The organism is Robertmurraya dakarensis (genome assembly GCF_900156875.1).
GTDB lineage: Bacteria > Bacillota > Bacilli > Bacillales > Cytobacillaceae > Robertmurraya > Robertmurraya dakarensis.
Window position 1 is genome coordinate 1,722,787 of sequence record NZ_LT707409.1, and the last position, 25,857, is coordinate 1,748,643.

General features: G+C 37.0%; 27 protein-coding genes and 1 riboswitch. Of the genes, 16 read left to right on the forward strand and 11 right to left on the reverse strand.

Annotated elements, in window-relative coordinates; genetic code table 11:
- Positions 1-121 precede the first annotated feature (121 nt).
- The 3 genes from CZ487_RS17080 to pabB all read left to right on the forward strand — a co-directional run bounded on the left by CZ487_RS17080 (position 122) and on the right by pabB (position 3,957).
- Positions 122-829 carry an NAD-dependent protein deacylase gene (locus CZ487_RS17080; RefSeq protein WP_077213477.1) on the forward strand — a complete coding sequence of 236 codons (708 nt, stop codon included), beginning with the start codon at positions 122-124 and terminating at the stop codon, positions 827-829.
- A gap of 111 nt (positions 830-940) precedes the next feature.
- Positions 941-1,120: riboswitch (Lysine riboswitch) on the forward strand.
- 122 nt (positions 1,121-1,242) lie between these two features.
- Positions 1,243-2,127 (forward strand): 4-hydroxy-tetrahydrodipicolinate synthase, encoded by an 885-nt coding sequence (dapA, locus tag CZ487_RS17085; RefSeq protein ID WP_077213478.1) that lies wholly within the window; start codon positions 1,243-1,245, stop codon positions 2,125-2,127.
- Between the two features lie 78 nt (positions 2,128-2,205).
- Positions 2,206-3,957: an aminodeoxychorismate synthase component I gene (pabB, locus tag CZ487_RS17090; RefSeq protein WP_077213479.1), complete on the forward strand. Its 1,752-nt coding sequence runs from the start codon at positions 2,206-2,208 to the stop codon at positions 3,955-3,957.
- A gap of 72 nt (positions 3,958-4,029) precedes the next feature.
- Here pabB and CZ487_RS17095 read toward each other — a convergent pair whose 3' ends face one another.
- Together CZ487_RS17095 and CZ487_RS26760 are read right to left on the reverse strand one after the other, a co-directional pair.
- On the reverse strand, positions 4,030-5,190 hold the full coding sequence (locus CZ487_RS17095) for an acyl-CoA dehydrogenase family protein (protein ID WP_077213480.1): 1,161 nt from the start codon (positions 5,188-5,190) through the stop codon (positions 4,030-4,032).
- A gap of 246 nt (positions 5,191-5,436) precedes the next feature.
- Positions 5,437-5,607 carry a hypothetical protein gene (locus CZ487_RS26760; protein WP_154676049.1) on the reverse strand — a complete coding sequence of 57 codons (171 nt, stop codon included), beginning with the start codon at positions 5,605-5,607 and terminating at the stop codon, positions 5,437-5,439.
- A 225-nt stretch (positions 5,608-5,832) separates the two neighbouring features.
- Between CZ487_RS26760 and CZ487_RS17100 the strand changes: the two genes are divergently transcribed.
- Together CZ487_RS17100 and CZ487_RS17105 are read left to right on the forward strand one after the other, a co-directional pair.
- Complete coding sequence (locus CZ487_RS17100) at positions 5,833-6,414, forward strand: LOG family protein (protein ID WP_077213481.1); 582 nt, start codon at positions 5,833-5,835, stop codon at positions 6,412-6,414.
- Positions 6,415-6,594: 180 nt separating this feature from the next.
- Entirely contained in the window at positions 6,595-7,575 is a 981-nt protein-coding gene (locus CZ487_RS17105; protein WP_202617848.1) for an NAD(P)H-dependent flavin oxidoreductase, read from the forward strand.
- A gap of 108 nt (positions 7,576-7,683) precedes the next feature.
- Here CZ487_RS17105 and CZ487_RS17110 read toward each other — a convergent pair whose 3' ends face one another.
- A complete protein-coding gene (locus CZ487_RS17110; protein ID WP_077213483.1) occupies positions 7,684-8,172 on the reverse strand; it encodes a GNAT family N-acetyltransferase in 489 nt (162 codons plus the stop codon).
- Positions 8,173-8,363: 191 nt separating this feature from the next.
- On the opposite strand from CZ487_RS17110, the gene CZ487_RS17115 reads away from it, so the two are divergent.
- Complete coding sequence (locus CZ487_RS17115) at positions 8,364-9,191, forward strand: alpha/beta hydrolase (protein ID WP_077213484.1); 828 nt, start codon at positions 8,364-8,366, stop codon at positions 9,189-9,191.
- Between the two features lie 231 nt (positions 9,192-9,422).
- Entirely contained in the window at positions 9,423-10,397 is a 975-nt protein-coding gene (locus CZ487_RS17120) for a siderophore ABC transporter substrate-binding protein (protein ID WP_077213485.1), read from the forward strand.
- A gap of 82 nt (positions 10,398-10,479) precedes the next feature.
- Here CZ487_RS17120 and CZ487_RS17125 read toward each other — a convergent pair whose 3' ends face one another.
- Complete coding sequence (locus tag CZ487_RS17125) at positions 10,480-10,758, reverse strand: DUF1292 domain-containing protein (protein ID WP_077213486.1); 279 nt, start codon at positions 10,756-10,758, stop codon at positions 10,480-10,482.
- A gap of 140 nt (positions 10,759-10,898) precedes the next feature.
- Between CZ487_RS17125 and CZ487_RS17130 the strand changes: the two genes are divergently transcribed.
- Entirely contained in the window at positions 10,899-11,195 is a 297-nt protein-coding gene (locus tag CZ487_RS17130; protein ID WP_077213487.1) for a hypothetical protein, read from the forward strand.
- A gap of 72 nt (positions 11,196-11,267) precedes the next feature.
- On the opposite strand, the gene CZ487_RS17135 is transcribed toward CZ487_RS17130, so the two are convergent.
- The 4 genes from CZ487_RS17135 to CZ487_RS17145 all read right to left on the reverse strand — a co-directional run bounded on the left by CZ487_RS17135 (position 11,268) and on the right by CZ487_RS17145 (position 14,077).
- The gene (locus tag CZ487_RS17135) at positions 11,268-12,728 is read right to left on the reverse strand and encodes a glycoside hydrolase family 3 protein (RefSeq protein WP_202617849.1); all 1,461 of its coding nucleotides are present in this window, start codon (positions 12,726-12,728) and stop codon (positions 11,268-11,270) included.
- Positions 12,701-13,027 (reverse strand): glycoside hydrolase family 3 N-terminal domain-containing protein, encoded by a 327-nt coding sequence (locus tag CZ487_RS27250; RefSeq protein ID WP_202617850.1) that lies wholly within the window; start codon positions 13,025-13,027, stop codon positions 12,701-12,703. The genes CZ487_RS17135 and CZ487_RS27250 overlap by 28 nt, the downstream gene beginning before the upstream one ends.
- Before the next feature lie 199 nt (positions 13,028-13,226).
- The gene (locus CZ487_RS17140; protein ID WP_077213488.1) at positions 13,227-13,553 is read right to left on the reverse strand and encodes a hypothetical protein; all 327 of its coding nucleotides are present in this window, start codon (positions 13,551-13,553) and stop codon (positions 13,227-13,229) included.
- 152 nt (positions 13,554-13,705) lie between these two features.
- Complete coding sequence (locus CZ487_RS17145) at positions 13,706-14,077, reverse strand: hypothetical protein (RefSeq protein WP_077213489.1); 372 nt, start codon at positions 14,075-14,077, stop codon at positions 13,706-13,708.
- 221 nt (positions 14,078-14,298) lie between these two features.
- Between CZ487_RS17145 and CZ487_RS17150 the strand changes: the two genes are divergently transcribed.
- Positions 14,299-14,682 carry an SET domain-containing protein gene (locus CZ487_RS17150; protein WP_077213490.1) on the forward strand — a complete coding sequence of 128 codons (384 nt, stop codon included), beginning with the start codon at positions 14,299-14,301 and terminating at the stop codon, positions 14,680-14,682.
- 143 nt (positions 14,683-14,825) lie between these two features.
- On the opposite strand, the gene tatA is transcribed toward CZ487_RS17150, so the two are convergent.
- From tatA to CZ487_RS17165, 3 genes are all read right to left on the reverse strand, one after another.
- Positions 14,826-15,023, reverse strand: coding sequence for a twin-arginine translocase TatA/TatE family subunit (gene tatA, locus CZ487_RS17155; RefSeq protein WP_077213491.1), 198 nt, complete (start codon positions 15,021-15,023; stop codon positions 14,826-14,828).
- Positions 15,024-15,045: 22 nt separating this feature from the next.
- Positions 15,046-16,761, reverse strand: coding sequence for a GMC family oxidoreductase (locus CZ487_RS17160; RefSeq protein ID WP_077213492.1), 1,716 nt, complete (start codon positions 16,759-16,761; stop codon positions 15,046-15,048).
- Positions 16,762-16,835: 74 nt separating this feature from the next.
- Complete coding sequence (locus CZ487_RS17165; protein WP_077213493.1) at positions 16,836-17,606, reverse strand: gluconate 2-dehydrogenase subunit 3 family protein; 771 nt, start codon at positions 17,604-17,606, stop codon at positions 16,836-16,838.
- A 114-nt stretch (positions 17,607-17,720) separates the two neighbouring features.
- On the opposite strand from CZ487_RS17165, the gene CZ487_RS17170 reads away from it, so the two are divergent.
- The 7 genes from CZ487_RS17170 to CZ487_RS17200 all read left to right on the forward strand — a co-directional run bounded on the left by CZ487_RS17170 (position 17,721) and on the right by CZ487_RS17200 (position 25,849).
- The gene (locus tag CZ487_RS17170; RefSeq protein ID WP_077213494.1) at positions 17,721-18,419 is read left to right on the forward strand and encodes a hypothetical protein; all 699 of its coding nucleotides are present in this window, start codon (positions 17,721-17,723) and stop codon (positions 18,417-18,419) included.
- 348 nt (positions 18,420-18,767) lie between these two features.
- Positions 18,768-19,463, forward strand: a complete 696-nt coding sequence (locus tag CZ487_RS17175; RefSeq protein WP_077213495.1) for a response regulator transcription factor — start codon at positions 18,768-18,770, stop codon at positions 19,461-19,463.
- Positions 19,456-20,460 (forward strand): sensor histidine kinase, encoded by a 1,005-nt coding sequence (locus CZ487_RS17180; protein ID WP_077213496.1) that lies wholly within the window; start codon positions 19,456-19,458, stop codon positions 20,458-20,460. The genes CZ487_RS17175 and CZ487_RS17180 overlap by 8 nt, the downstream gene beginning before the upstream one ends.
- A gap of 100 nt (positions 20,461-20,560) precedes the next feature.
- Positions 20,561-21,325 (forward strand): ABC transporter ATP-binding protein, encoded by a 765-nt coding sequence (locus CZ487_RS17185; protein ID WP_077213497.1) that lies wholly within the window; start codon positions 20,561-20,563, stop codon positions 21,323-21,325.
- Positions 21,312-23,258, forward strand: coding sequence for an FtsX-like permease family protein (locus CZ487_RS17190; protein WP_077213498.1), 1,947 nt, complete (start codon positions 21,312-21,314; stop codon positions 23,256-23,258). The genes CZ487_RS17185 and CZ487_RS17190 overlap by 14 nt, the downstream gene beginning before the upstream one ends.
- A gap of 193 nt (positions 23,259-23,451) precedes the next feature.
- A complete protein-coding gene (locus tag CZ487_RS17195) occupies positions 23,452-24,198 on the forward strand; it encodes a hypothetical protein (protein ID WP_077213499.1) in 747 nt (248 codons plus the stop codon).
- 19 nt (positions 24,199-24,217) lie between these two features.
- Positions 24,218-25,849: a glycosyl hydrolase family 18 protein gene (locus CZ487_RS17200; RefSeq protein WP_077213500.1), complete on the forward strand. Its 1,632-nt coding sequence runs from the start codon at positions 24,218-24,220 to the stop codon at positions 25,847-25,849.
- Positions 25,850-25,857 lie beyond the last annotated feature (8 nt).

A 25,857-nucleotide genomic window follows, 5' to 3' on the forward strand; every position in this document is an offset into this window, starting at 1 on the left:
AAAATAAACTTTCTCAGAAACACTTGGAAGCTTAGTTCCTGTTAGCAGAATTGTTTTCATTATCCTCAGTAAACTCTATAATATAGGTAACATCCTTACTGGAAAAGGAGTGACGTTTGTTTTGCTAGAAAAGTGGTTATTGGAATCAAACTATACAGTTGTTTTCACTGGGGCTGGCATGTCAACAGAGAGCGGCCTTCCAGACTTTCGTTCTTCGAAAGGATTATGGAAAAAAAAGGACCCTGCCAGACTTGCAAGCACGGATGCTTTAAACAATAATGTCCATGAGTTTATTGATTTTTACCGAGATCGTGTATTAGGTGTTAAAGAATATCAGCCTCATGAAGGACATCTCATCTTAGCAAAATGGGAAAAACAAGGGATTATTCAATCTATTATCACTCAGAATGTCGATGGCTTTCACCAGCTCGCCGGTTCGAAAAAAGTAGCTGAACTACACGGAACCTTGCAAAAACTACACTGTCAAGCATGCGGGAATATCTACAGCAGTGAAGAATATATTAACGAGGAATATTATTGCGTCTGCGGCGGGATCTTGCGGCCTTCGGTTGTTTTATTTGGGGAGTCTTTACCGGAAAAAGCCTTTCAATTTGCATTAGAGGAAGCGCATAAATCAGAGTTATTTATTGTTCTAGGATCTTCCTTAACCGTTACGCCCGCCAATCAATTTCCTCTAATCGCCAAGGAACAAGGATCAAAATTAGTCATTGTTAATCATGATCCAACAGAATTTGATATGTATGCTGATCATGTAATTCGAGACAGGAAAATCGGTGAAGTACTACAGCAACTTTCAAAAAACATATAAATACCATGTTAAAAATTATTTTTCAAAGAAAATTCAAAATTAACCTTGCATTTATCAGCATATATTGATATATTACATTCAATTACATATTCCTATTTCAAATACTTTTGAAGTGAGGATAGAGGTGCAGAGACCAATAGTACATAATGGGAGGATGATGAGATCCTTTGAACATTATGGAAAGGGGTATTTGCCGAAGTGGAAAGGAACTCATCATTCTTGAAACTGGGCCTGTTATTGAATAAATGCAGGACTGTCATATAGGAAACTATATGGAGGGCTATCTTACGCACGGGAACGATTTCAAATGTTATTGTTCTAATGCAACAGCGTCCCTCGTTGTTGTTTTTTTGCGTTTGTTTTTAAGAGCCTTCCCCCTCTAATTAAAATAATGACAAGGGTGTGAAGAGATCATGAATTTCGGAAAAATTATTACTGCAATGGTTACTCCATTTGATCAAAAAGGTGAAATTGATTTTAACGGTGTTCGTACATTAGTTAATTATTTAATAGCAAACGGGTCTGACGGCCTTGTCGTAGCTGGTACCACAGGAGAATCTCCTACATTAACAACAGAAGAGAAAGTAGAGCTGTTCAAATATGTAGTTAAAGTTGTCGAAGGAAGAGTTCCAGTTATTGCAGGAACTGGTTCTAATAATACAAGAGCCTCTATCAGCTTAACAAAGCAAGCTGAAGAAGCTGGTGTAGATGCCATTATGCTCGTAGCTCCTTACTATAACAAACCTTCACAAGAAGGATTATATCAGCACTTTAAAGCAATTGCAGACTCAACAAAACTTCCTGTTATGCTTTATAATATCCCAGGACGAAGTGTTGTTAATATTAATGTTGATACAGTTGTGCGTCTATCAGAAATTGAGAATATTGTTTGTATTAAGGAAGCTAGTGGAAATCTTGATGCGATGGCAGAAATTATCAGCAGAACTCCTAGTGATTTTACTTTATACAGCGGTGACGATGGATTAACATTGCCTGTTCTATCAATTGGCGGAGCTGGCGTTGTTTCCGTTGCTGCTCACGTAATGGGAAATGAAATGCAAGAGATGGTCTCAAGTTTCTTAAAAGGAAATATTCAAGATGCAGCCGCTGCCCATCAGCATCTTCTTCCGAAAATGAAAGCATTATTTGCGGCACCTAGTCCATCCCCTGTTAAAGCAGCACTAAATCTTAGCGGTGTTCCTGTTGGAAGCGTACGTTTGCCAATGGTTCCTTTAAACGAAGAGGAAATGAGAACATTGCAGAATGCCTTACAGCTAAACGTTGCAAGAGCTATCTAATGACAAAGTAATAAAAAATGGAACAGTTACTAGCTGTTCCATTTTTTCATCATGAAAATAAGGATGATATTTAAAGACATGAATAGAAAAAAGCCTCTTTTATCTTTTGAATTTGCTGGTACCGCGGGAGTTGTCCCTCATACATTCAGCGATCCGGAAAATATCATTATCGCAAATACAGTTGAAGAAGTACTTCCATGTCTAGAATCTGTTCAACATGCTGTTGATAAAGGGTACTATGCAGCTGGATTTCTATCTTACGAAAGCGCCCCTGCATTTGACCCTGCTTTTAAAGTTAAGGATGGAAACACGATGCCATTACTGTGGTTTGCTATTTTTTCGGATGTGACACATGAACCAATTAATGGAGATGGACCCTATACACTTACAAAATGGAAGCAGAGTGTCAGCATGTCAGAATATGAAAAAGCGATAGATTCTATCAAACATTACATAGAATGCGGTGACACGTATCAAACAAATTATACTATTCGTCTTACCTCTCAATTTCAGGGTGATGATATCTCTTTTTTTAAGAAACTAAAAAATGCACAAGCCTCGGATTATTGCGCATATATCAATACGGGTGACCATACTATTTTATCGGCTTCACCTGAGCTATTTTTCCACTTAGAAGGAGAGAAAATAACGACCCGTCCCATGAAAGGAACGATAAAAAGAGGTACGTCATTTGCTGAAGATGAGAAAAATGCAAACTGGCTATACCATTCAGAAAAAAACCGTGCAGAGAATGTCATGATCGTCGACCTATTGCGAAATGATCTGAACATGATTGCACAACCAGGTACTGTTCATGTTCCAAAGCTGTTTGAGATTGAACGATATCCAACACTGTATCAAATGACTTCTACCATTGAGGCTAAAGTATCTCGAGATTTGCCCCTTTTTCAACTTTTTAAAGCGCTGTTTCCTTGTGGATCGATAACCGGTGCACCAAAAATCAGCACAATGGATATCATTTCGGAATTGGAAACGATGCCGCGTGAAGTATACTGTGGCGCAATCGGCTTCATTACTCCAAAAAAGGAAGCGATTTTTAATGTGCCGATCAGGACTGTGATGATCGAACAGTTAAGTGGGAAAGCGACTTATGGTGTCGGCGGCGGAATTACTTGGGATTCAACTTCTGATGGAGAGTATGAAGAAATCCTCACAAAAGCAAGGTTACTAGAGGAAAACACTATAGATTTTCAATTATTGGAGAGCCTTTTGTTAGATCAAGGTCAATATTTTTTAATAGAGGAGCATCTTTTACGATTAGAGCATACTGCTCACTACTTTGGTTTTCAGTGCGAGATTGGAGATGTAAAAAAGGCCTTATTAGAGTTTGCCCTTAAACATCCAGAAGGACAATGGAAAGTACGGCTTCTTTTAGATGAAAAGGCAAATCTGCTAATGGAAGGAGCACCGGCCACACCACTTGAATCGCCGCTAAAAATGGTGATTGCTGATCGACCCATCAATAAAAACAATCCGTTCTTATACCATAAGACCACAAATAGATCCATTTATGATGAGTTCCAAGAACAGAAGAATCCAAACGCTTTCGATATTCTTCTATGGAATGAAAATGGCGAGCTAACAGAATTTACGAACGGGAATATTGTTTTAGAGATAGATGGTGAACGTTGGACACCTTCTGTGACAAGCGGCCTTTTAGCAGGAACTTTTCGAAGTCAATTATTGAAACAAGGAAAAATACAGGAAAAAATCTTATTCATTTCCGACATTAAACGAAGCACTAGAGTTTGGTTTATCAACAGTGTTAGGAAATGGGTTGAAGTACAATTTATAGATGGGCAGCAATAAAGCGAACAGTTAGACTGTTCGCTTTATGTTTATTCTTTTAATTGACGGTGTCTTGAACCCTTCATGGAGCTCTCAATTTTTATGTTCTTCAATCGCCGCTTGAGCTAGCTTAGAAATTGTCATATCATCCATTGGGGGATTATGAAGCCCAGCTCTTACATCACGATAGTATCTTTGCAGGGGATTGGAAAGCTGAAGACTTTTCGCTCCCACCAATCTCATCGCCTTATCGACAATTGTAATGGCCGAATTTGTGACAATATGCTTAGCGACACTCAACTCATTAGTAAGATACTGCCGGCGTGATTCGTCGTCATATAAATTAGCAACGCTATATAGAAAATGCCTTGCACTCATTAATTCTAAATCGATCTGCCCGATTAAACTCTGTACATTTGGCAGCTCACTAATCGTGCCTTTTATACTATTGGGAGAATAGCTCGTTGCATACTCTACTGCATAATCACGTGCAGCTTGTGCTATTCCTAAATAACATGCAGGGATGTGCAGCAGCCAGCCATTTAACTTATTTCCACGTGGAAGCTGGTTTATTTCCACTAGGTTTTCACTATCTACCATAACATTATCAAGAATAAGGTCATGACTTTCTGTTCCTCTCATCGCAATAACATTCCAGTTTTCCTTTATGGATAAGCCATCCGTTCCTCTTTCGATGAGGAAAAATCCGAGTCCGTTTTTTTCCTCTATCCACGCAGATACAAGGAAATGAGTTAATACAGGAGACATAGTAGTGAACGTTTTATGCCCCGAAACAACCCACTTTTCCCCTTTTTTAATGGCAGATGTTCCTGGACGGCCTCCACGAGTTGGGCTTCCTGTCTGAGCTTCACTAGCTGCCCGATTTACTAAAGCACCCTTTGTAATTTCATTGGCAAAAACCTGCAGCTTTTCTTCTTCCCAAAGCTTATTTTCAAATAGTTCCCCAACGACACTTTGATGCCACCCAATCGATAAGCCGGTTGCACTGTCAAAGCTGGCAATGGTTTCTTGCAGCAGGACCATGTCAGTTACACTGAATCCTTCCCCGCCGTATTCTCTAGGCAATGTCGTTTTTGTATACCCCATCTCTACAAGTGCAGTAATATTTTCTTTTGGAAAAATAGACTTTTCATCTATCTCTTTTGAATACCTTTTAAAGGAATCTTCATACTTGTATACTTTCTCAAGCCAATGTTTTTGCACAGGCGTTTTAACAAATAATGATTGAGACACACAAACACTTCCTTATTCTAACAATTTTTATTCTACCCCATAAAAAACAAAATATAAGTAAATTAGTATAATCATATTGTTCTATTATATATATATATATTATAACAATGTTTATCGATTATAAGGAAATGTATTGATAGATAACAAGCATCATTGTGAACAAATCCTTCTGATAATTATAGGAAAGAGCTGTCTTCACAAGACAGCCTCTCATACTGCATCCGTCTGTTTTAAAAACCATCTAGATCATACAATCGGTTTCCCTGCATCGGGTGAAAGATTAGGATCTCCCCCACCTATAATCTGTGGGCCATTACCCTCAATTGAATCTCGTTCCGCTTCGGGAATCAAACTGCCTTCAAGCAAATCCTGTTTTGTATGTTCAAGTTTTTTATTTTGATCCTTCTCTTTTGGCATGAACTAATCCTCCTTTATTTCTGCTACCTGCTGAGACACAGAGTTATAGAATTATCATGTTCTATGTAAGCAATATTTATTTATATACCAGAAATTTCATACTATGGTGTTTGCTAAAAATTAAACACTATTCACATCTGTTAAACTTAATGATTATTTTACTTTAATACACCTATAAATGTTTTATAATAATAATAATAATGAATGAAGAGGAGGAGGTTCTATATGAAAGCACTAGCCGTATTTTGTGGATCTAGCAAAGGAGCATCACCTATTTATATACAAGAAGCGAAGAAATTTGGCGAAGAGCTTGTCAAGCGAAACATCAGCCTTGTCTATGGCGGTTCAAGTGTCGGGATTATGGGTGCTGTGGCCGACTCGGTATTAGCTGGCGGCGGCCATGTTACAGGTGTTATGCCGGACTTTCTAGATAAGCGCGAAGTCACCCATAGAAATTTAACAAATTTAATTATTGTAGATACGATGCATGAGAGGAAAGCAAAAATGGCAGATCTCTCCGATGGGTTCATAGCATTGCCTGGAGGGGCTGGAACACTTGAAGAATTTTTTGAAATTTTCACATGGGCGCAGTTAGGACTGCATCAAAAACCACTTGGTATTTTAAATATTAATCACTATTACGATCCTCTTGTTGCATTGTTTAACCATATGACCACAGAAAACTTCTTGGATGAAAAGTATCGTTCAATGGCGATTGTCAATGACAATCCAGGGGAACTTCTTGATCAATTCGCTGCATATACACCTCCATCAGTAAAGACGTATCTACATGAAGATCAGACTTAATATCTTACAAGACGCAGCCTTCTCCAACTTGGAGAAGGTTATTTTTTATGTTTTTCTAGTTTTGAACATTTTGTGACAATTACATATTATCATCTACTTTTAGGAGCAGGTATAAGATATCTCACAGTTTATTCGCTGAGCTGCTGTTAAAATTAAACAGAAGTTATATGTATACAAAAAATGAAATGGGGTTTTCTTTTGAAGTTACCAGAATTAAAAATCGGCCATATGACACCAGAATTTCCAATCATTCAAGGAGGCATGGGTGTAGGCATTTCACTTAGCGGACTAGCATCGGCAGTTGCAAACGCTGGGGGGATTGGGATTATTTCAGGTACGGGCATAACAGTTGATGAAATGAGGGCACATATAAGAAAAGCGAAGGAATCTATAAAGGATTCCGGCTATATTGGAGTTAACGTGCTTTTTGCGATGAATGATTTTGCTGAAAAGATGAAAGCAGCTATTGAAGAAAGAGTTGATTTCATTATCTCCGGTGCTGGAATTTCAAGAGATATGTACACGTGGGGAAAAGAAGCTAACATCCCAGTTATTTCGATTGTGTCTTCAGCAAAGCTTGCTAAATTATCCGAACGGCTTGGAGCATCAGCAGTTGTAGTTGAAGGAAATGAAGCAGGTGGACATCTTGGTACCGACAGACCCTTGTTTGATATACTACCCGAAGTAGTTGCTGCAGTTCAGATACCGGTTATTGCTGCTGGCGGAATTATGACCGGAAAAGACCTCGCACATGCCCTAAAAATCGGCGCTTCCGGAGTGCAGATGGGAACGAGATTTGTAGCTAGTACCGAATGTGATGCTCCATTATCATTTAAAAAGAAATATGTAGATGCCAGTCAAAAAGACATGATAATGGTCAAAACAACGGTCGGTCTTCAAGGTCGTGCCATTAAAAACAAATTTACTGATATAATCTCAATTCCTGATCAAAAAGTAAAAATTAAGAAGTGTATTGATTGCCTAAAAAATTGCTCCTATCGCTTTTGTACACTAGACTCCCTGAAAATATCAATGAATGGTGATTGTGAGAATGGTCTTGTTTTTGCTGGAGCAAGAGTGAATGAAATTAAAGAGATTCTTCCTGTCAAAACCATTATTAACAACATTATGATGGAGTATAAATCTTGTATTGATTTTTAAATTTGAATATCTGAACCTTAAACCAGTTATGTAAGTACGCTTTTAATATATAAAGATAGCCTGATTGCTATCTTTATATATTTTATGTAACTAATCCCCTCAAACACATCAATTAAGCTTTTTAATCATGTTATACCAGGTAACTCCTCCATGCTCAGAATTAGAAATCCCCCTATTCATAAATCCGAATTTTTCGTAAAAGGATATTAACTCCTCTTTGCATGTCAATGTAATCCCCTCTCGATTACATTCTTGAGCTTCCCTCTCTAGTTCTTTTAGTAAAGCAGCAGCAACTCCCTTTTTTTGGAACTTCGGAGTGACAGCTATACCCAAAATACTTTGATAACCCTCTTCAGGCGGGTTTGGTTTTATCTCACTAAATAAATCATCTGTAATATATGGACTTTCAATCACCGGTCCATTGACTAAACCAACGATCACTCCATCTTCTTCAGCAACAAAGAAGCTGTCCGGAATAAGCTTAATGCGTTTTTCAAAGGCCGCTTGTGTCGCTGCTTCTTCCTTTGTAAAGCATTGCGTTTCAATCTCAATAAGCTTTGGTAAATCTTCATACAAAACATTTCTAATTTTTAACATTTAATAACCCCCGTCATATTTTGTTCCCTGATTTATATCCCTTAATTTGGTATATACACCATAATCTTATCATGTTTTTTTAACATTCTCCCAAATGGATTAACAGATGCTATGATTAACAATTTAACTACAGCTTAATTATAAAAGCGTGCTTCTAACTTTATTATTTAATAACAAAAAGGGGTTTTCAAGTGATCACATTTACGATTAGATCCATTCAAAATAAAGATCTTACTTTAACAGCGTACATGATCGAGTATCCAAACACACTTTGGAAAAACGAATACTGGCAGCCTCAAGAGAGACCTGCTGTTATCATACTACCTGGCAGCGATTATTCACATTTATCTGAAAAAGAAAGTGAACCTGTTGCATTATCCTTCCTTAGTGAAGGTTATCAAGCTTTTGTACTTAATTATCCTGCGGGTGGAAAATCTGGCTTTATAAAAACATTAGAGGATGTTTCGAGTGCTTTATGGTATATTCGATCAAATGCTGAGGAATTTAGAATTGATGAGGATAAAATTGCTGTCTGTGGTTTTTCTACTGGTGGACACCTGGCCTCTATGTTGGGAACGCAATGGAATCTGTCCGGATTAGCCGAAAAATTACAATTTCCTTATGAGGGAAATAAACCAAATGCGCTCATATTAGCCTACGCACTAACGAAATTTATCCCATTTAACCTTAACCATCATATCTCTGCAGCATCAATGCTGCAAGACGACTATTCTTCCAGTATTGTTGAACATGTGAACAAAGAAACACCTCCAACCTTTATATGGCAAACGAGAGAAGATGAAATCATACCAGCAATAAAATCGAATAGGTTTGCACAAGCATTGCATAAACATAGTATTCCTTATGAATATCATGTCTTTTCTAAAGGTTCTTATGACCTGTCAACGGCTGCCGCTTTAACGAACGATACCCGGTATACTCCATCTAATAGTAATAAATGGATTCCATTATCAATTAATTGGCTAAATGACCTCTTTGATTTTTCCCAAATTCACTAAATAATATAAAGAAATATGAAATAGACTATCCTGCCAACTGGATAGTCATCCTCATTAAAAAGATAGTTTCATAGTTCATATTTGTACTGCATCTCTTTTATAAATGATAATGATAATTTATCTCATTTAAGTATTGACATGTTTCAGATAATTTAGTTTAATAAATACAGTGATACATATTGATAATGATTATCATTAGCAATAAAACAATAAATGAGTGGAGTGAACAAAATGTTTAAAAAGTTTTCATTATTTTTGATGTTGGTAATGGTCGTGGCCTTTGCTGCTGCCTGTGGAAGTGATAGCAGCAAAGATTCTAGCAGTTCATCTGAAAGTGCGAATGCTGAATCAACTGCGGGAGAAGTTTCTGAAGAGATCACTATTTCACATTTATTAGGGGATACAACAGTATCAGTAAATCCTGAAAAAGTAGTCGTTTTTGACTTCGGAGTATTAGATTCATTAGACAAATTGGGAGTTGAAGTAACTGCCGTACCACAATCAAACATACCTACTTATCTATCAAAATATGAAGACAGCAAGTATGAAAATGTTGGGAGCTTAAAAGAACCGGATTTTGAAAAATTAGCTGAAATAGAACCAGACTTGATTATCATCTCTGGAAGACAACAAGATATGTATGAAGAATTAAATGAGCTTGGACCAACTATTTTTATGGGCTTAGATACATCAAGATATATGGAATCATTTAAGGAAAATATGACAACATTAGGTAAGATTTTTGACAAGGAAACAGAGATTGAAGAAGAAATTACTGCTGTGGAAACCTCTATTAATGGTTTAAATGAAAAATTATCAGCAAATGAAAGCAGGGGTTTAATTATACTAGCGAATGAAGGAAACCTTAGCGCATATGGACCGGGTTCTCGTTTTGGAATCATTCATGATGTCTTCGGTGTGAAACCTGCTGATGAGCAAATTGAAGTATCAACACATGGTCAGAATGTTTCACCAGAATACATTGTAGAAAAAGATCCTGATTATTTATTCGTAATTGACCGTGGTGCTGCGGTAGGCGGAGAATCTTCTGCAAAATCAATCGTAGAAAATGAACTTGTTAAAAGTACAAACGCTTATAAAAACGATCAAATTATCTATCTAGATCCCAACTACTGGTACCTATCAGGTGGAGGACTAATTTCTGTATCTGAAATGGTAAAAGAAATCGAAGAAGGCTTAAAATAAGGAAAAACCAAAAGAGAGAATTCATCTTGATATCATATGATCAAATGAATTCTCTTTTTCTTTACAGGATAAATAATAGCGGTTATGAATTTTGATCTTCTTCATCCATCATCTCATCAAACTTAGCAGTCACTCTTTCAAACTCTTCATCACTTTCAATTGCGGCAAAGTCACCTTCCTCATCTACTTTTAAAAAGAAAACATCAATATCCTCATCATTCTGCTGCTGTATGTCTTCAACAAAACCTACCGCAACGTACTCTGTTTCGTCCAGTGTCATCGTGGCCAAAACTTCCACTTCTTGCTCTTCATTTTGATCATCGCTGATAGTGAAAACTTCTCCGACTTCAGTTTTTCCCATGGCGTGAATCCCCTCTCTTTAAATTGACTTCCATTTAAACAGTATCTTCCATTCATGAAAAAATAAACCCTCTTATTGTTTTTCATGTTCTTCTTTTCGGAGTATACTGTCTATAGAAAGTTTTTGAAGGAGAATTAAGAATGAACCCAAAAAACATGGAAGAAAAAATCATCGAAAACTACCAAAAAGATGAAAAAATGATGATCCTCGTCTTCGCACAGTGGTGTGTGAATCATGACCTCGATCCTGAAGAACTTTATTTACGCGCTTATCCAAATCAAGCGTCTAATCCAGCGCTCAGAGAAGCCCTTGAACTAACTGTTCCAAAAGAAGAAGCCGGAGAAATAGCACACCAAACCTTGCTAGGTGTCTTATCACTTTTTGGAAATGATGATTTAGCTTTTGTTGTAAATGAGGAAATAAATAAAAGGAAATAAAAACTTAAACTTTAGAAAAGGATCATTCCCTCTATTTATTTGAGGGGAATGATCCTTTTTTAAAATTAAATATTAAATTCTGGTATCAACAAATCCGCAGTATGCATCAACAGCACTCTTGCCTTTGAATTCAGATCGTCCCATTAATTTTTCCACCAGCAGCTCAAGCGTTTGCTTTTTGCTGTCATACGTATTAATGTACGTTTTTACTTGTGGTACATCAGAGAGATGATATGGGTATTGCACAGATACAAAAATCGTTGGAACTTCATGGATATAGAATGGAATATCTGGTGTCCCTTTGCTAGCAGGCCAGACAATCCTTTGGACTGTACCTGGATTAACATTGGCCAGATTAATGATAAGATCATAATTGTCTGTCAAATCAGTAATCGGTCTCTTTTGCGCATATACATTTGCAATCGCAGCCATTCTTTCCTCTTCTGGAAGTTTCATGATCTTCTCTTCCGTAGATTCCCAAACCGTTACTTGGAATCCTTGTGCTTCTAACATTTCTTTCATCATGTCGACAGCTTTTTCTTTGCTGCCAATCAATGCACCGAATCCGCCTTGTACACCTTTAACGTCAACTAATAATAAGCGTTTGTATTTTTCAGGAGTGACTGGCCAGATGTCTTGCTTATCTTTTACAAGCGTAATCGCTTCATCAGCAACTTGCTTGAAAAGTGCCGTATTTTCTGGCAGGCCAATTTTTGCCAATGCTTCCTCTTTTGGAGGTAAAATTTCAGTTTTTGCTTTCTTATGAAGACCTAGCATTGCTTTCAAGCCTAGTATACGTTCTAATGCTTCTTGCAGGCGTTCTTCAGTAATAATTCCCTCTTTGTATCCGTCCATCATATAACCGAAATCTTCATCGGGATCATTAAAGAATAGGAATAAGTCACAGCCAGCTGCTATTGATGTAGGAAGCAGTTTACTTCTCTTCATCGCACCTGTCATCCCGACCATATGGCTCGCATCTGTCACCACAACACCATTAAATCCTAATTTTCCACGTAATAAATCTGTTGTTAGCTCTTTAGAAAGAGTAGCAGGTAATAGTTCTTCATCTTTAATATCAGGGTTGAAATGTTTTTCATATGCCGGCATATGGATATGACCTGCCATAATTGATGGCAGTCCAGCGTCAATTAAGCCTTTATAAACTTTTCCGTATGTCTTATCCCATTCTTCCGTCGATAAGCTGTTTACACTAAAGGATAAATGCTGATCTCTTTCATCCACTCCATCTCCGGGCCAATGTTTGGCTGCTGGAGCAATACCGCTTTCTTGAATACCCTTCATGTAAGCTAAGCTCAATTCCAATACTAAATCTGGATCAGATCCAAATGAGCGGCTAGATATAATTGGATTGCGCCAGTTGTAGTTAATGTCAACAATTGGTGCAAAGCTCCAGTTACATCCAATTGCCGCTGCTTCCACTCCAGAAACTCGTCCCATTTCATAAGCCCATTTAGGGTCCTTTGTTGCGCCTATTTTTACTTCTAATCCAACTTCAGTCCATCCGTACAAGCTCCATTACCACCTGCTTCGGTGTTTGCAGCAATTAGCAATGGAATTTTGCTATTCTCCTGAAGAATTTTATTTTGATCATATACTTCTTCAGATTTCCCAGGATTATAGCGAACTGCGCCAATATGATAATTATTTAGCATATTTGTTAGATACTCTTCAGTTCGACTAGATCCCATATTCACAAACAACTGACCGATTTTTTCCTCAATTGACATCGATGCAATCGTATCTTGCACCCACTTTATATCATCGTCAGATAAGTGATAAGGTTTTGCCTTTAAATCTACTTTAGACATTATGTACTCTCCTTTTGGTTCTTGATGTTCAAACACTTCAATATCTTTCCCGGGTTTTAATCATGTAACTAATAACATCTCTTAAAAATTTGGTGATTATTAACAAGAAGCAGACCCTTCGCAACCCCTTGTATACTAGTATATTAATATAATCATGGGAAAAATGCCAATCATTTGATAAGTAAAAACTAAAAAGATATTATTTCTTTTTTTCATTTATCTGTTCCCTGATACTTTCCAACTCCTCTAAAGAAAGGTCACTTAATGATTTTTGAATTTCAACTTCTATTTGCTTTCTGTTGCGTTCGCGGTACTGGTCCCACCACTCCCTAAGACCTTCGGTGTTATTAAGAAGAACTTCAATATCGATTTCTTCTACGTCATCATCCGACAAATATTTCAATACGGCCGCTAACATCGTATTCAGTTTGGCAATTTCATCTTCGTACTTTTGTTTAATTAATTCTTCTTCCTGATTCTCCTGAACCTTCTCATTCTCGTCAGCTTGTGCAGACTTACGTGGCATTATTTCACTCCTTACCCTCATTACTTTTGAATCATATGAATATTATGTCCAAAATACAGATTTTTTTGATGTAAGGTTAATGCCCACCATACAAAGCAGGGTTCATGATCAAAAAAAAAAGCCCTTATGGCCTACTCTTTATGTAGCAGAGGTTATTCTATTTTCTTAACATAAATAGCCTTAGTTGTGTTTATTGAGAGACAGCCTTTTATGTCTTCTTCCTTTAATAATCCTAAATTAAGTGCAGATTTTATCTTGTCTTCATCTGGTCTTTTTTGAATAAGGTCCATCATATTTAAATCCTCTAATCTTTTAATTGTTTTTTCTTGTTCAAACTTTTCTGTTTTTCTTACTTGCCTTTGAATTTGATATTCCTCAATTGTGAATTCACCTTTTATATTTTCGCCAACTGATTGATCAAAAAAATCATTAAAAACCTTCTTCATATCGTTCAACTGCTTATCGATTTTCTTTTTCTGCAGATTTAATTGTTCAAACCGTTGCAGCATCTCTTTTGTAATCATCTAACATCGCCTCGTTTCTAAGGAGTTATTAAATGATATGGATAAAAGAAGTACGATATAACTCTCTTGTTTGACTTTATCTTTAATAACTGGATTACCATAAAATGAATTAAGAATGGAGATAATATACTTAAATGAAAGTGAATTAGGAACCAATTACTTACAATATATGATCAAGAGTGTTACAGTTAATAGGAAATCTTAAAAAGTGAGGTAAACGAATGATTGAAATAAAACGATCTCCACTCAGTGATGGGGAATTTGATAGAGGCGTATTCGCAACCTGTGACATCAAAAAAGGGACCCTTATCCATGAAGCGCCTGTCATTTCTTACCCTAATGAACAGCATAAGCATATTGAAAAGACACTCCTCGCTGATTATGCGTTTGAATATGGGGTAAACCATTCAGCTATTCTTCTTGGATACGGTATGCTGTTCAACCATTCTTATGAACCTAACGCAATTTATGAGCTTAATTTTGATCAACATACCATTGACTATTATGCTTACAAAGATATTAAAGCAGGTGAAGAAATACTTATTAACTATAATGGCGATGTTGACGACAAAGAACCGTTATGGTTCAATATGGACAAAGATTAAAGATTGGTACCTTTTTCCCTAATGGGGAAATACTAAAACTAAAAGCTCTGCAGAGGTCCCCCTCTTAACAGAGCTTTTTTTTACTGCCATTTTGCCAGACTTACTCCTGATGTATCATAAAGTAATCATCTTTTTGTTCAGTTCTATATTAATTCATTTGGTTTTCGCTTTTTGTCTATGTCTTCGTCTTCATCTTCCAAAATAGAATGGGTAGTCCTTCTAAATTCTGCTATTGTCTTTCCGAAGGCTGAGCCTATCTCGGGTAATTTTTTTGGACCAAAAACAATTAATGAGATCATTAAAATAAGTATTAAGCCCGGAACACCGATATTTGAGAGCATAATAACATCCTTTCAACAAAATCTAAGCTAAGATACCACCCTTTTGACTGTAGGAGATAATTCCATCTGCTGCTCGATATGCTAAGGCACCAACTGTTCCAGTAGGATTATATCCGCTATTGTGAGGGAAATTGACGGCACCGACAACAAAGAGGTTTTCAAAATCCCACATTTGTAAATAGTTATTAACTGCAGACGTATCAGGGTCACCTCCCATGATTACCCCGCCAGTATTATGTGTTGATTGATAAGTGGTAATTTCATAAGGACCTAATTCCTTGAGAGAATCCACGTGGTCTGCTCCCATCTCCTTAACAATCTCAGAACACTTATTAGCTAAGAAAACAGCAAGTTGTCGATCCTGCTCTTCAAAATCAAATGTAATCCGCATTAATGGGTCCCCAAATGCATCCTTGTAGGTTGGATCAAGGTCAAGATAATGATGTTTAAATGGCATACTCGATCCCTGCCCGCCCACCGACAATGTTCGATTGGCATACTTAACAGAGTTTGCCTTAAATTCTTTTCCCCAAGTCGGTGTACCTTCAGGAACCTTATTATTTTGAATTGGTCTATGCCCTGTTTGCGTAATGCTGATTGACCCCCCATGGATAAACTTTAGGTCGGAGTGGTCAAAATTATCGCCGTTGAAATCATCTATGGTCATTCCGAGTGCTCCAGCACCAGCAAAATTATTAAACTCTTCCTTCTCGAAGAATCCTGTTGCATTTCCCTTCATTACTTGGTATGCATAGTTTTTACCAATTACGCCTGTACCTGTTTGCGGATTATATGGACGGCCAATCTGAGACGTTAATAACAAACGGACATTATTAAACACATAACTTGTAAGAACAACAATATCTGCGGGCTGTTCTATTTCTTCACCAGTTGTTAAATCCGTATACAATACACCTGTAGCTTTATTCCCAGACTTTAGTACCCGCCTTACATAAGAATGTGTTCGAATCTCAAATTTACCAGTCTTTTTCGCAACTGGAATAACCGTTACAACCGGATCTGCTTTTGCCCCATATTCGCAGCCAAACCTTTCACAAAATCCGCAATATTGACAGGCAGCACGTGAGATGCCATCAGGATTTGTATAAGTCTCTGACAGATTTGCTGAAGGAAGAATATAAGGATGATAGTTCAACTTTTTGGCAGCTTCTTCAAACATATTTAACTGAGGAGACTTCTTCATCGGAGGTGTAGGGTATTGGTCAGACCTTTTCCCTGCCAATGGGTTTTCTTCTCCAGAAATTCCTGCCATTTTTTCAAACTTATCAAAATAAGGCTCCATTTCTTCATAGGTTATCCCCCAATCTTGAAGAGTCATTTCAGCAGGAATCTTATTTTTCCCATATCGTTCTATCGTTTTTGTGCGAATTTCAAAATCATAGGGAAGGAAACGATACGTTTGTCCATTCCAGTGGACACCAGAACCTCCTAGTCCTTCTCCTAATAAAAACGACCCGTATTGCCGCATTGGCAATGCACGTATTTTTTCATTGCTTCTAAACGTGATTGTTTCTTTTGAAAGATCTTGCATCATTTCGTAACGAAGGGCGTACCTAAGCTCATCATGAACCATAAAATAATCTTCCGTTTTCCGTTCTTTTCCTTTTTCTAATCCAACTACATTTAATCCCTTTTTCGTTAATTCCGAAGCAATAATTCCCCCTGCCCAGCCAACACCAACAACTACGACATCCACTTTTGGTAATTTTTTTGCCATTATATCACCCCATTATCCAAACTTCTGAAGAAACACTTTCCAGCCATACACGATACCTTCATGCTTTTCAAACGTTATGAATGACTGCCAAGATGACTGCGCAAGCTTTGTGGAGGAATCTCCTCGAAGCCTTTTTCAATGATTTCCGTATATGCCATTTGACTCCCTGGATATTTTCTCATTTTCCAGCCTGCCATATTTCGGTTTCCACTATATAGAGGATCACAATAGGCACCTTCTAAAGTGCTTCCTCTAAGCAATTTAAAGAACCCGCTTGCCGAAATCGTTGTCAATTTAACATTATCCTCTTCAAAATCCTTTAAGATTGTATCTTGATCCTCCTCCGATAATTCAACAAAGCCCTTATTATACTTAGTCATGCTATAATTTTGCATTTCACGAAGACCGATGTCGAAAATTTCACGTCTATTCAAACGTCCTTGATAGCCCTGGACATTTTCCCCTTTGAAAAAAGGCGCTTGCATATATTCTCTTGCATTTAACCCCCAGCTACCATTCAATTGGTGGTCGATAAAGAAAGCCACCCCTAGATCTTTGGCCCCAGGGCCATTATCATCTGCTGGAAAAATTCTCTCAGTAGCAGCCTCGACAATTTTATATTGTTCTGGAGTAAAATACATGAGTGCCATTGTAAAACTTTCTGCTGTTTCATTTTCTTCCTGAGGCGGAGGATCATTACTATCTTGATCCTTTGCAGGCAGCAAGTTCCCTAAAATGCCTCCCACAGCAAGTCCGCCAAGGACAAAACCTGAATTCTTAATAAATTTCCGTCGTGAAGATGATTCTGGATTTTCTTTTTCATGCTGTTTAGTTTCATCTGCCATTAAAGCACCTCCCAACTTTTCAAAAATTAGGTTACCCCATAAATATCCATTCATACCAAAAATGTAAATGGGTAATAATAAGTTTCATAAAAAAACTTTCCGAGGTGGTAAATTATGAAGATAATTAGGATGAAATCAGTGGTATTGGTATATATGCTAGGCATCATATTTACCCTATCTGCTTGTGCTGGTCAGCAAAACGCAAACGAAAGTGCTCATAGTAACAATCTACACGAGCCAACAGCTGACCCCACAAATGTATCCAATACAAACCTTGATGATGCAGCAGTCATTCCAAGTGTAGATAGCGACAAAAAGCAGTCTACTGATGAACACGGAGGAACTACTCATGGAATAGGTTCAAATGTATACAGTCTAATTGGAAGCTCAGGCCTCCATGATGGTGGGATTTCTTCACATTTAGAATCAAGGCTAAGTGGAGAGGGCATTGACGGAATTAAGGTTTTTGTTCTCGATGATACCGTAATTTTAGCTAGAGCAAAGGCAGATGCTACCTCAAATCAATATGATCCAATTCAAAACCATGTGTTGTCAGGGGAAAATGGACTATCTGGAAAGGGAGATCCTGACGGCACGAAGCCTGCCGAGGTATCAGATGATAATTTACAAAAAGCGCAGGAATATATGAAGAATGTCTTCAATGACAATGTTCAAATTCTAACGATTACTAATCCTGAGGCAGTAGCATTAATCGAAAAAATTAAAACAAATTTATTTTCAAAATCTGTTCCGTATAATCAATTGGCTAGTGATATTTCTATGTTAATAAGGATGACTCAGGAAAAACAATAATAAAACTACTTATATTAAAGTAACAGCATTATTTGGATTTTTATAATTCCTAATGAAAAGGATTACCATATTTATATTTATTCACTGTGAAAGACAAAAGCGAGTGATATAAAATGGTACTCCTATTTTTTTGTTTTATAAATACTTATACATTACATTTTCCATCCAATCCAGATTGTTTCCCTAAACTTTCCTTAGAGTAAAAAAAATTTCCTTTCCAACCTCATTTCGAAACAAAATTCAATACAAATACTCCTTCTTTTCATATAATTAATTTAAGAGTAAATATGGATTCGTATAAATACTCTAATATAGTTATAAAGATTACCGATATGTAGGTGAATAGAATTGTTCAAATTGTTATTAATTGAGGATGATAACACACTTTTCCAAGAAATTAAGGATAGATTAATAGGATGGTCTTATGTCGTGTACGGGGTCATAAATTTCAATAACGTTTTTCAAGAATTTGCAGAGATTAAGCCAGACCTCGTCATTATCGATATCCAGTTACCGAAATTTGACGGCTTCCACTGGTGCCGAATGATTAGACATCATTCAAAAGTACCGATCATTTTCTTATCCTCACGTGATCACCCGATGGATATTGTGATGGCGATGCAGCTAGGCGGAGATGATTTCATTCAAAAGCCTTTTCATTTTGATGTTCTCATTGCTAAGATTCAAGCCATACTTCGCCGTGTCTACAATTACAACAATGAAGACATACAACTTAAAACATGGTGTGGAGCTGCCATTGATTACGAAACTAATACTGTTACAAATTATATAGGATCGGTTGAATTAACGAAAAATGAATTCTTTATACTGAAGGAATTGCTTAAACATAAAAACAAAATTGTTAACCGAGATGATCTCATAAAAAGTCTCTGGGAAGATGAACGGTTTGTCAGTGATAATACGTTAACTGTTAATGTAAATCGTTTGCGCAAGAAGTTGGATGAGCTGCAGCTTGGACAATTTATAGAAACGAAGGTTGGTCAAGGTTACATCGCTCTAGAAGAGGAAATACAATATGATTAAGGCTTATTTTTTAGAAAAGCTTAGTTGGATCCTAATGTTTTTTTTCATCCACATCCTAATTCTTTTTGTAGCGTTTATCGATGCTGCAATTCCCTTTATGCCCATCCTTTATATTGTATTTTTATCGTGGATTTTTTTTACTATTTTCTTTTTCCTGCGCTATCATAAAGAAATTAAATTCTACAAGCATCTTAAAGAATGGGATAGCGATCTAGATTTAACAAGAATTCCGACTTCCGACAGCCCATTTCAGAAGATTATCGTAGAGAGTTTAACTAGTAACACTAGTTATTTAAAACAGCTAGCACTAGATGATAGGAGAATTCTTGAACAGGAAAAGGATGAGCTATTAGCTTGGATTCATGAAGTAAAGACACCTCTCACCGCCATGCACCTCATGATTGACAGATTAGAAGAGGAGAAAACGAAAGAATTGATAAGATACGAGTGGATGCGAATTCATCTTCTCCTTGACCAGCAGCTTCATCAACGGCGTATTCCTTTTTTGGAAAATGATTTGTATATTGAACAAACGAATCTTAAAGACATTATTTATCAAGAAATAAAAATGCTTAGGCCTTGGTGTATGCAAAAAGGAATTGGTTTTGATATAAATTTGCAAATTGCGAATGTATTAAGTGATGCGAAATGGCTGGCTTTTATCTTAAGACAGCTTATTACAAACGCTGTGAAGTATAGTGAGAATTCTGATATCGAGGTGAATAGTTTTACTGTGAAGGACCAAGATGTGCTCGAAATAAAAGATTTTGGGCGCGGTATTGATTCTAAAGACTTGCCTCGAATTTTTGAAAAAGGGTTTACCTCTACAGCAAACCATCAAGATCATAATGCTACAGGGATGGGATTATATTTAACCAAGAAAGTTACAGCCCCCTTATTAATTAAAATTGATGTACAATCCGAAGTAGGAATGGGAACTTTATTTACTTTGATGTTTCCAAAAAAAAACGATTTCGACCACATTTCAAGCGTGTGACAAAATTGTCACATGCTTTTATTTATTGTTCGCTAAATCGAGGGAATCGTCTCCTTCCCCTTATTATAATAAGATTAACGAATAAAGGGAGTGTTAATAAATGATCATTTTAGAAGCTGCAAAAATTCATAAAAGCTATGGAAGTAAGTTAAATAAACAAGAAGTATTGAAAGGCATTGATCTTCATATCAATCAAGGAGAATTTGTCAGTATTATGGGTCCATCAGGATCTGGGAAAACAACACTGCTAAACGTTCTATCATCGATTGATCAAGTTAGTGAAGGTTCCATTAAAATTCAAGGAAAAGAAATTACCAATATGAAAGAAAAGCAACTAGCAGAGTTTCGTAAAAAACATTTAGGGTTTATTTTTCAAGAATATAATTTATTAGATACATTAACAGTTAAAGAGAACGTACTGTTGCCACTCTCCGTTGCAAAAGTATCAAGAAAAGCTGCAGAAAAGCTATTTACAGATCTTGCAAACGAATTAGGTATCTACGAAATAAAAGATAAGTATCCTAATGAGATTTCTGGCGGGCAAAAACAACGGACATCTGCTGCACGTGCTTTTATTCATGAACCTAGTGTAATTTTTGCAGATGAACCAACTGGAGCTTTGGATTCTAAATCTGCATCAGATCTGCTAAATAAATTGGCATACTTAAATCAAAATCGAAATGCAACTATAGCAATGGTGACACATGATCCCACTGCAGCAAGCTTTAGCAGCAGAGTCATTTTTATTAAAGATGGTCGTATTTATACGCAGCTGAGAAAAGGAGACCAGTCTAGAAGGAGTTTCTTTCAGGATATCATGAAAACTCAAGGCGTCTTAGGTGGTGTACATCATGAGAGTAAGTGAGCTAATTCTTCGCAATCTGAAAAAGAATCTGAAAAACTATTACCTTTATGTGTTTGCTCTCATTTTTAGCACAGGACTGTATTTCGCCTTTGTCACCTTGCAATATGATCCGGCATTAGATCAAGTAGAAGGGACGGTTAAAGGAGAAGCTTCAATTCGCGCAGCATCCATCTTACTCGTTGCAATCGTATCCATTTTCCTCCTTTATGCAAACAACATCTTCATAAAAAGACGAGGAAAAGAGATTGGTTTATTCCAACTGATCGGAATGACCAAGGGGCGTATATTTCGCATTCTAACCGCAGAGAACTTTTTGATTTACTTCGCTTCCCTTTGTATCGGAATTTTTATCGGTTTCTCCATGTCCAGACTCATTCTGATGATTCTATTTAGAATTACACAAGTTGAAACAGAAGCGGATTTAAGGTTTTCTTCAGAAGCCTTTCTTCAAACATTTGTTGTTTTTAGTATCATCTTTGGTTTAATCATGCTTATGAACTATTTCTTTATAAAAAGACAAAGCATTCTATCTTTATTTCGAGTTGTTTCAACAACTGAATCTAAAATGAAGAATTTATCTTTATGGGAAATGTTTATCGGATTAATTGGAATACTTCTAATCATCGTAGGCTATTTTGTGTCATCAAAATTATTTAGCGGCGACATTACTTCCGTAACTAATCTTTTTCTTGCCATGGTCTTTATACTTGGATCTGTGATTATAGGAACCTACCTTTTTTATAAAGGATCTGTCAGCTTTGTATTCCATCTCATTCGAAAGCAAAAGAAAGGTTATTTAAATGTACAGGAAGTATTATCCCTTTCTACTATTATGTTTAGGATGAGGTCAAATGCGTTACTGTTAACGATCATTACGACTGTTTCTGCTTTGTCTATCGGCTTACTGTCATTAAGCTATATCGCCTACTATTCGGCTGAAGCAAAGGCCAGGAATTATGTAGCTGCAGATTTTTCTATAAATACTCGAGAAGATGCTGAGATGTTTACACAAGCTCTAGACAAACACCAAGTTGGATATAGGACAACAACCATAGATGTTATTCAAGCCGAAGGGAATATAGAGCAAATTATAGGAAATAAAATGGAAGGAATGAACTTTGATCCTACCATCATGTCTCTGGCTGTGATCAGTGATAGTGCTATTACAGAATTGGATCTTTCTAAAGATGAGGTTTTATTGACTGGTTACAATGACTTACTGCAAAAATTTATGGGGTTAAAAAATACAGGTACAATTGAATTAATCGGGAAGAACAAAAGAGTTCCACTTACCTATTTGGGGATAGAAAAAGAGTATTACATTTCCGGGTATTTCACGAATGGCGGTACTCCTGTCGCGGTTGTTGATGACGAGATTTTTGAAGCATTAATGGATGATATTGACCCTTCTTTGCAAAGAGAATCTTCAGTATTTATTGGGATTGATTTAAAAGATGATGAAGAGATTGCAGAAGCTGATGGTATTTTCCAAGAATTAGGATTGAGTAAAAACAGATTACATGATTCTCGTTTCGAAATAAGTAATAATGAGAAGAAAAATATGGGATTGATCATGTTTATCGTTGGCTTCCTCGGTCTTACCTTCTTAATAACATCCGGATGTATTCTATATTTTAAGCAAATGGGAGAAAGTGAAGAAGAAAGGCCAAATTATAACATATTGCGTAAACTAGGATTTTCACAATCAGACTTGCTCAAAGGAATAAAAGCCAAACAAATCTTTAATTTTGGGATTCCTTTAGGTATCGGGTTACTGCATAGCTATTTTGCTGTACAATCTGGATGGTTTCTATTTGGAACTGAAATTTGGACCCCGATGCTGATCGTCATGGCTCTGTATACAGTATTGTATTCGATCTTTGGCTGTCTTTCCGTTATTTACTATAAAAAAGTAATTAATGAGGCGCTTTAAACGAAAAGTAAGTAACTTAAATACATTTGAATTATTTAACCTGCCATCACGGGATCTTTCATCCCCATTGTTGGTGGGTTAAATATTCTTCTATTGAATATTTTTAATGAACACTCCAAAAGCTTATATTATCTAAAGCGTTTTCTCAGGATAGGTTATGCGCGGAAAACGAGAGATAAATGGAGGGGTTTTGTTGAGTAGAAATATTCCTAGTATTATTATAACTATTTCCATCTTTTTGTTGACTGCATGTCAGCAAGATAATGACCAGTCATTAGAAGGACAATCAAAAAATCATAATTCACCTCTCCCCCTTTCCACTACGGACAAGCATGATGAGACTCTTCAAGATTCTGATCCTTTGAAAAAACAGGAGCAGGAAGAGATACATATACCAGATTACAATCCACCAGGATTTGGAGTACCGCAAGAGGAACCAGCTAAACAATCTGATACAGAGAAGCAACTAACTTCTGATCCTGATCAAACCGTTGAATCAGCTAAGTTTCATCTTCCTTTTCAAGACTTCCAAGATCGATGGAATGCAGTCAGTCGTGAACAAGGGTCAGATCTTCAAATCGCAGCTTTCGATTTGATCAGTTCAGATGAGGACTCTTATTATCAATGTTTATTTGATCATCATCTTGTACTACGTGTGTTCACTTCAAATCAATACGTTCGAAGTATACAGATGTTGAACAAAAGTAGTTCCAGCTCAGATCTTATTGATATGCTAACTGGCTGGAGCCATATCGTCATGATGTTTAATCCTGACATTCAGTTTTATCAAGTTGATGGACTCTTTCATGATCTTGGTGTTGGACCAAATTTGGATCTTAGCGAAGTGAAGGAAAAAACCATACTTTTCTCAGGTATCCAATATACCGTGAAACCAATCAACTCTGGTTTCCTGTTTCAAGCTGCGTATCCCGACAACTAGTTATGAAAGGATTGCTACTATGAAGAATGTGAAATCAGTATTATGGATGATTCTTGCCATCTCCCTAATTTGCAATAGCTCCATTCCTGTCAATGCACAAACAAAACTTTTCAATATGTCTTATCTATTCTTTGGCGGCCCAAGCGGTTATTTAAGGCAAGTCGATGCAACAAAGGGCAGTTTGGATGTGGTGTCACCGAATTACTTTGATATAAATAAAGATGGAGAATTAGACATAACCTGGACGCTGCAATCCTCCTTTATTACCGAGATGCATCGAAGAGGGTTAAAGGTTGTACCTTTTTTGTCTAATCACTGGAACGTATCTGCTGGAACCAATGGGCTTAAGAACCGCCGGGCACTTGCCCGAGCTATCGCTGATGCGATTGAAAAATATAAGCTTGATGGAGTTAATGTCGACATAGAAGGTGTTGGTTCAACCTATAAAGACGATCATACGGACTTTATCAGACTGTTAAGACAGTACGTACCTAAGAACAAGGAAGTGTCTGTTGCAGTTGCTGCAAATCCAAATGGCTGGAAGACCGGATGGCACGGCTTTTATGATTACAAAAAGCTCTCAGAGTATGCAGACTATTTAATGATAATGGCATATGATGAAAGCTGGGAATCTCCTGATAGTCCAATTGGTCCCGTTGCCAGTATCACGTTTTCAGAGCGATCCATTCAATATGCTCTTACAGAAGGCGTTCCCAAAGACAAGATTGTTTATGGTCTGCCTTTTTATGGCCGTATATGGAAATTGGACGGACCTACGCTTGAAAATATTAAGATTACAGGAAGAGGAATCTCAAGTACAAGAGTCGAGGACGCAATAGAGGAATTCAACGGAAAAGTCCAGTTTGATGAAGCAAGCCAGTCCTCCTACGCTACTTTTACCATTCCAAAAGGAAAATCCTTCTTTATTGGCAGCACCAAATTGACACAGGGGGATTATATTATCTGGTACGAAAATGAACGTTCGATAAAAGCCAAACTGCGATTACCCAATAAGTATGGAATCAAAGGGACTGGTTCATGGGCGCTCTATCACGAAACTCCTGACACTTGGGATTATTATTCTTTATGGCTGAATGGCAGCTATTTTGTCGATGTGACCTCAAAGCATTGGGCGGAAGGACATATCCATTACGTATCTCAAAAGGGTTGGATGACAGGAAGAACTAGTACAACTTTCTCTCCAAATACGCCTCTGACGAGAGCACAAGGAGCGGTCATTTTAATAAGAGCTCTAGGGAAAGAACAACTTAAACCAAGGGAATACCATTTCGATGATCTAAAGGGGCATTGGGCTCAGGAAGAAATTGAACTCGCCAGGGAATTAGGGTACTTAGATGGAAAAGCACCAAATAAGTTTGACCCTGAAGCTAATTTAACAAGAGAACAACTAGCAAAAATTCTTTATCAAATTTTTGATTATCCGTTGGACGCGGGAGTAGAAAGCGCCTTTTCAGATATTTCCGCTGATCGCTGGTCACTGCAGCCAGTAATGGCTATTTATCACCAAGGGCATATTGGCGGATATGAGGATGGCACATTCCGTCCTACTAACAAATCAACAAGAGCTCAAATGGCTAAGTTAATGGAACTGATGTCTAAGGACATTGAAGCCATAAAAAATGAAACTTAAATGATATC

What these genes read in the sequence shown, in the direction of transcription:
- dapA (WP_077213478.1), top strand. Translation starts at nt 1,243, where the DNA reads ATGAATTTCGGAAAAATTATTACTGCAATGGTTACTCCATTTGATCAA.
- pabB (WP_077213479.1), top strand. Translation starts at nt 2,206, where the DNA reads ATGAATAGAAAAAAGCCTCTTTTATCTTTTGAATTTGCTGGTACCGCG.
- CZ487_RS26760 (WP_154676049.1), bottom strand. Translation starts at nt 5,607, where the DNA reads ATGCCAAAAGAGAAGGATCAAAATAAAAAACTTGAACATACAAAACAG.
- CZ487_RS17100 (WP_077213481.1), top strand. Translation starts at nt 5,833, where the DNA reads ATGAAAGCACTAGCCGTATTTTGTGGATCTAGCAAAGGAGCATCACCT.
- CZ487_RS17105 (WP_202617848.1), top strand. Translation starts at nt 6,595, where the DNA reads ATGAAATGGGGTTTTCTTTTGAAGTTACCAGAATTAAAAATCGGCCAT.
- CZ487_RS17110 (WP_077213483.1), bottom strand. Translation starts at nt 8,172, where the DNA reads ATGTTAAAAATTAGAAATGTTTTGTATGAAGATTTACCAAAGCTTATT.
- CZ487_RS17120 (WP_077213485.1), top strand. Translation starts at nt 9,423, where the DNA reads ATGTTTAAAAAGTTTTCATTATTTTTGATGTTGGTAATGGTCGTGGCC.
- CZ487_RS17125 (WP_077213486.1), bottom strand. Translation starts at nt 10,758, where the DNA reads ATGGGAAAAACTGAAGTCGGAGAAGTTTTCACTATCAGCGATGATCAA.
- CZ487_RS17130 (WP_077213487.1), top strand. Translation starts at nt 10,899, where the DNA reads ATGAACCCAAAAAACATGGAAGAAAAAATCATCGAAAACTACCAAAAA.
- CZ487_RS27250 (WP_202617850.1), bottom strand. Translation starts at nt 13,027, where the DNA reads ATGTCTAAAGTAGATTTAAAGGCAAAACCTTATCACTTATCTGACGAT.
- CZ487_RS17140 (WP_077213488.1), bottom strand. Translation starts at nt 13,553, where the DNA reads ATGCCACGTAAGTCTGCACAAGCTGACGAGAATGAGAAGGTTCAGGAG.
- CZ487_RS17145 (WP_077213489.1), bottom strand. Translation starts at nt 14,077, where the DNA reads ATGATTACAAAAGAGATGCTGCAACGGTTTGAACAATTAAATCTGCAG.
- CZ487_RS17150 (WP_077213490.1), top strand. Translation starts at nt 14,299, where the DNA reads ATGATTGAAATAAAACGATCTCCACTCAGTGATGGGGAATTTGATAGA.
- tatA (WP_077213491.1), bottom strand. Translation starts at nt 15,023, where the DNA reads ATGCTCTCAAATATCGGTGTTCCGGGCTTAATACTTATTTTAATGATC.
- CZ487_RS17160 (WP_077213492.1), bottom strand. Translation starts at nt 16,761, where the DNA reads ATGGCAAAAAAATTACCAAAAGTGGATGTCGTAGTTGTTGGTGTTGGC.
- CZ487_RS17165 (WP_077213493.1), bottom strand. Translation starts at nt 17,606, where the DNA reads ATGGCAGATGAAACTAAACAGCATGAAAAAGAAAATCCAGAATCATCT.
- CZ487_RS17170 (WP_077213494.1), top strand. Translation starts at nt 17,721, where the DNA reads ATGAAGATAATTAGGATGAAATCAGTGGTATTGGTATATATGCTAGGC.
- CZ487_RS17180 (WP_077213496.1), top strand. Translation starts at nt 19,456, where the DNA reads ATGATTAAGGCTTATTTTTTAGAAAAGCTTAGTTGGATCCTAATGTTT.
- CZ487_RS17185 (WP_077213497.1), top strand. Translation starts at nt 20,561, where the DNA reads ATGATCATTTTAGAAGCTGCAAAAATTCATAAAAGCTATGGAAGTAAG.
- CZ487_RS17190 (WP_077213498.1), top strand. Translation starts at nt 21,312, where the DNA reads ATGAGAGTAAGTGAGCTAATTCTTCGCAATCTGAAAAAGAATCTGAAA.
- CZ487_RS17200 (WP_077213500.1), top strand. Translation starts at nt 24,218, where the DNA reads ATGAAGAATGTGAAATCAGTATTATGGATGATTCTTGCCATCTCCCTA.